A 4,531-nucleotide genomic window follows, 5' to 3' on the forward strand; every position below is an offset into this window, starting at 1 on the left:
GCACGGCTAGCTCCTTGAACTCCGCCGTGTACATCTGTTTTGGTATCTTCTTCATTGCTGGTCTTTCCAAAGGATCGTTGATTTTACGTTACCTATGGAAGACTAAATTTCGGGGGAAGCTCAAAACCCACTATGGAGCATTGCGCGGCCGTATTGATTGGGTAACGCTTGGGTAACGCCTGATGCCAGAGTCACGATGACATACGTGCTTTGATTAGCGTTGCCATTTGACAATAATTAACTATTGTTTCTTTCGTAGTCCAGGTTGACACTTTCTTAACTGGCTTCCTCATCAATCCCATGAGCACAAAAAAATTTGGTCCAACCAGGTCATTGCTAGTGCCCTTCGCCACGCCGGCGGCGCGGCTAACTTTGTTTATTGCATTATTTGCTGGGTTCTTTGTTGCATTGCTTGTTGCGTTGTTTGTGGCGTTCCTGCTGTGGTTCGATTGGAACCACGCCAAACCTTGGCTCAACCGCAGCGTCAGCGCGGCTATCGGCCGCCCGTTTGCCATTCGCGGCGATTTATCACTGGGCTGGCAACAATCCTCAGTGGACGCGGACGGCTGGCACGGCTGGGTGCCGTGGCCGCGCTTAAGTGCTAAGGATATCGTGCTCGATAATCCGGAATGGGCCACTAGCGGTGCGCGCATGGCCGAAGTCGGCGAGCTGACGTTGATCTTGAGTCCGCTGCCGTTGCTGGCGCATAAGATTGCCTTGCCGGCGCTGGAGCTTAAGGCAGCGCGCATCACGTTGGAGCGCGGGCTGGATGGCGAAAACAACTGGACCTTCAAATCCAGCGCGCCATCCGCCTGGCAATTGGATCTGCACAAGCTGATGTTGGCGAAAGGCACTGTGCGTTTGCTAGACAGGGCCAGGAAACTCGATATCAAAGCCGATATCGACAGTTTGCCGAGAACTACTGCCGAAGGCTACGGCATAGGATGGAAGCTAAGCGGCAGCTTCAACAATACAACTATCAACGGCGACGGCAAGGCCGGTGCGGTGCTGACATGGCAAAACTCGAGCACACCTTGTCCATTGCAAGCCAGCCTCCAGGCCGACAAGACTGCGATATCGATCCGGGGCAACCTGAGCAGGCCGAGCGACCTTGCCGCACTTGATTTGCGCCTTAAACTTTCAGGTGCCAGCATGTCGAACCTGTATCCGTTTACCGGCATCGCGCTGCCGGCAACGCCGCCATTCTCAACCGAAGGACGACTGATCGGCAAATTGAATAGCGCCGGCGGCGACTGGACCTACGACAAATTCAGCGGATACGTCGGTTCCAGCGATTTGTCCGGCACACTGGAACTTATTGCGCAAAAGCCGCGGCCTTTGTTGAAGGGCACACTGATGTCCAAGCAATTGCGTCTACAGGATCTGGCAGCGCTGATCGGCGCCGATTCGGACGCCAGCAAGGCTAATCGTGGCGACGCCGCGGCGCAACCCAAAAATAGCGTGCTGCCGGTCGAGCAGTTCGACACCGCCCGCTGGGCCAGTATCGACGCCGATGTAAAGTTCAGCGGGAACAAGATCATCCGCGATAAGCAGTTACCGATTCACGCTATGGTGGCCGAGCTGCATCTGAAGGATAGCCTGCTGTCGCTGACACCGCTCAATTTCGGTATTGCCGGTGGTGATCTGGTTTCTAACATCAAACTCGATGGCACCGACAAACAGATCAAGGCAGAGATGACAATCTCAGCCCGCCACCTGAAAATCAACCAGTTATTGCCGACGCTGGAATTGGCGCAAGCCAGTCTGGGCGAGATTAATGGCGAGGCGTCATTGTCGGCGGTTGGCAATTCTGTCGCCGCTTTGCTAGGTAGTGCCAATGGCGAGGTGAAAACCTTGATCAACCAGGGCACGATCAGCAAATTTCTGCTCGAGGCGGCGGGCCTGAACATCGGCAATCTGTTCATTTCGAAGCTGTTCGGCGACAAACAGGTCAAGCTCAATTGCCTCGCGAGCGATTTTGCCGTCAGCAACGGCGTAATGGATGCGCGCACTTTCGTACTGGACACCGACGACGCCATTATCGATGTCGCAGGTCAGATCAACCTGAACAAGGAAACCCTGGCGCTAACCATCAACCCAAAGAACAAGGGCCTGCGGATCTTCTCGCTACGCACCCCGTTGCACGTCACAGGACCCTTCAAGGATCCTGAGGTAGGGGTCGACAAGGGGGTCTTGGCGCTGAAGGCTGGCGCCGCCGCCGCGCTCGGCGTGCTGGCGCCTGCAGCGGCCTTGCTGCCACTGATTAATATCGGCTCCACTCAGCATAGCGATTGTGCCGGGCTACTGGCGCAGGTACAGCGCAAGCCGCTGGCGCCGCCGCCTGGCAAGACATTAAGATCAGCAACCGGGCGCTAAATTAGGCGAAATCTGGTTGTACTTTTTTATCTGATCGGCGCGCCTGCGGCATTATTTACCCATCGAGCCCGTCAAACATTGCGTCATCCGGCCCGACATGCGACGGCGAGCGCCAGCCAGCGTCGCGCATAGAATGCTGCACCTGGTTTTCTACGCCCAGCAGGGTAGCGAAAATCGCCATTCGTACCGGTATGCCGTTATCGGTTTGCCGAAAAATTGCCAGCCGTGGATCGTAATTGAGGTCGGTGCTGAGATCGTTGGCAGCCGGCCTGCCGTCGCGCGGCAATGGATGCATGACAATCGTGCCGGCGTCGCAGTTGGCATCGATCAAAGCCTGGTTGATCTGGAATTCTGGTGCGTAACCTTCAATCGCCTCATCTGCAAAGCGCTCTTTTTGGATTCTTGTCGCGTAGACGATATCGGCTCCTTTCAAGCCTCCCGCCAGGGAGGTCGATTGTTCCACCACATGACCGTCGCCTGATATGCGCTCCAGGATATACGGCGGCATCTCAAGCGTCGGCGGTGCGATCAGGGTGAATTTGAGTCTACGATATAGCGCCAGCAATTTGATGAGCGAGTGGACGGTGCGGCCGTATTTCAGGTCGCCAACCATGACGATATGAGCACCGTCGATCAATTTTCCCAGACGCGAAAATTCACGCTGGATCGTGTACAGGTCAAGAATCGCCTGGCTGGGATGCTCGCCAGGGCCGTCGCCACCGTTAATCACGGGGATATTGGTGGCACGGGCGAATTCGTCCACCGCCCCTTGTTCCGGATGTCGCACCACCAAGGCGTCGACGTAACCGCTGATGACGCGGCTGGTGTCGTAGACAGACTCACCCTTGGTCATCGAAGAGAAAGTGAAACCCGTGGTATCGCAAACCGATCCTCCGAGTCGGCAAAAAGCCGCACCAAAGCTGATACGCGTGCGTGTGCTGGCCTCAAAGAACAAATTGGCTAGCACAGCACCCTCCAGGATGCGCGAGACCTTCTGACGCCGCGCAATCGGCTGCATGACGTCTGCGATGCGCATTAAGTCTTCCACAGATTCGCGGGAAAACTGATCAACAGAAAGCAGTTGTGGTTTGCCTTGATGGCCGATACGGGTAGATAGCGGGGCCGCCGATCTTGCCGAATATACGGTCTGCGTATTTACGTGGCTCTCCGCATCCTTCACCAGTATTTCATTAACAAATTTACTGACAATGTCTGGCATGGCGCGGTATTCGCCGGATGTTTCGGGCAGCAACCAAGTATCCAATGCGCGCTTGTGTACGCCGATTCGCTCAGAAAAATTCTCTCTGATGAGATTCAGCCGACGCATTGCATCACGTAAAAAAGTCTGTTGATCGATCATTCATATCTCCAAATATACGCTTTGCGTACATTAAGCCATCCTGCTTTGGCTGTCCAGATTTTTAAAAATTACATCTGCTTATAATTTAAGCAGATGTAATTTTTTTGAACCAGGTAATTCCGGGAAAAAATGCCCAGGAAAGACGCAATTTTGACGATTTTGTGAATAAAGCTGTGGATATCTCCGCGTTGAATTGTGGATATCGGGGTTAGTTTTCCACAGGACATTTTTTATCCAAGAATTATTCTTTCGCGATACACCGATTACCAAGCTTTTATCTAATCCGTAAGTTATTGAATGGATAGTCAAATTTAGTGTTGTCCACAGAAAAACGGGTCGTTAATTACTACTACTATTTGTATATATAAATCTGTAAACATAAAACCGAGGCAGTTTTTTTTTGCCGAAAAATGCTTGAAAAAACAGTCGATCAAAAAAGATCGCTTTCTTTATAAGAAGTAATCTTTTGACATCAATATATTTGAAAAAATTTAATGGGAATTGGGAATACCTGATTAACATCAAAAAAAATGATGTGCCTTGATAGGGTTGTGGATAAGTCTTTGGATAACTACCTGCATCCATTGTGAATAATCAAGATGAACATCCCAGGTGCATTTTTTATCCAAGAAATGTTCGTTACAGATACAGGGCTTACCAAGTTGTTATCCTGAGCTTCCCCCGAAATTTAGTCTTCCATAGGTAACGTAAAATCAACGATCCTTTGGAAAGACCAGCAATGAAGAAGATACCAAAACAGATGTACACGGCGGAGTTCAAGGAGCTAGCCGTGCA

The 4,531-nt window shown here is 52.0% G+C and carries 2 protein-coding genes; one reads left to right on the forward strand and one right to left on the reverse strand.

The genetic code is table 11. From position 1 onward, the window contains the following. The first annotated feature begins 300 nt into the window (after nucleotides 1-300). On the forward strand, nucleotides 301-2,376 hold the full coding sequence (locus tag ACIQ0R_RS11430) for an AsmA family protein (protein WP_395827449.1): 2,076 nt from the start codon (nucleotides 301-303) through the stop codon (nucleotides 2,374-2,376). 55 nt (nucleotides 2,377-2,431) lie between these two features. On the opposite strand, the gene ACIQ0R_RS11435 is transcribed toward ACIQ0R_RS11430, so the two are convergent. Continuing rightward, nucleotides 2,432-3,736, reverse strand: coding sequence for an aspartate carbamoyltransferase (locus tag ACIQ0R_RS11435; protein WP_395827452.1), 1,305 nt, complete (start codon nucleotides 3,734-3,736; stop codon nucleotides 2,432-2,434). Nucleotides 3,737-4,531: the final 795 nt, after the last annotated feature.

The organism is Collimonas sp. (assembly GCF_044339385.1).
In the GTDB taxonomy this organism is placed as follows: Bacteria; Pseudomonadota; Gammaproteobacteria; order Burkholderiales; family Burkholderiaceae_D; genus Collimonas.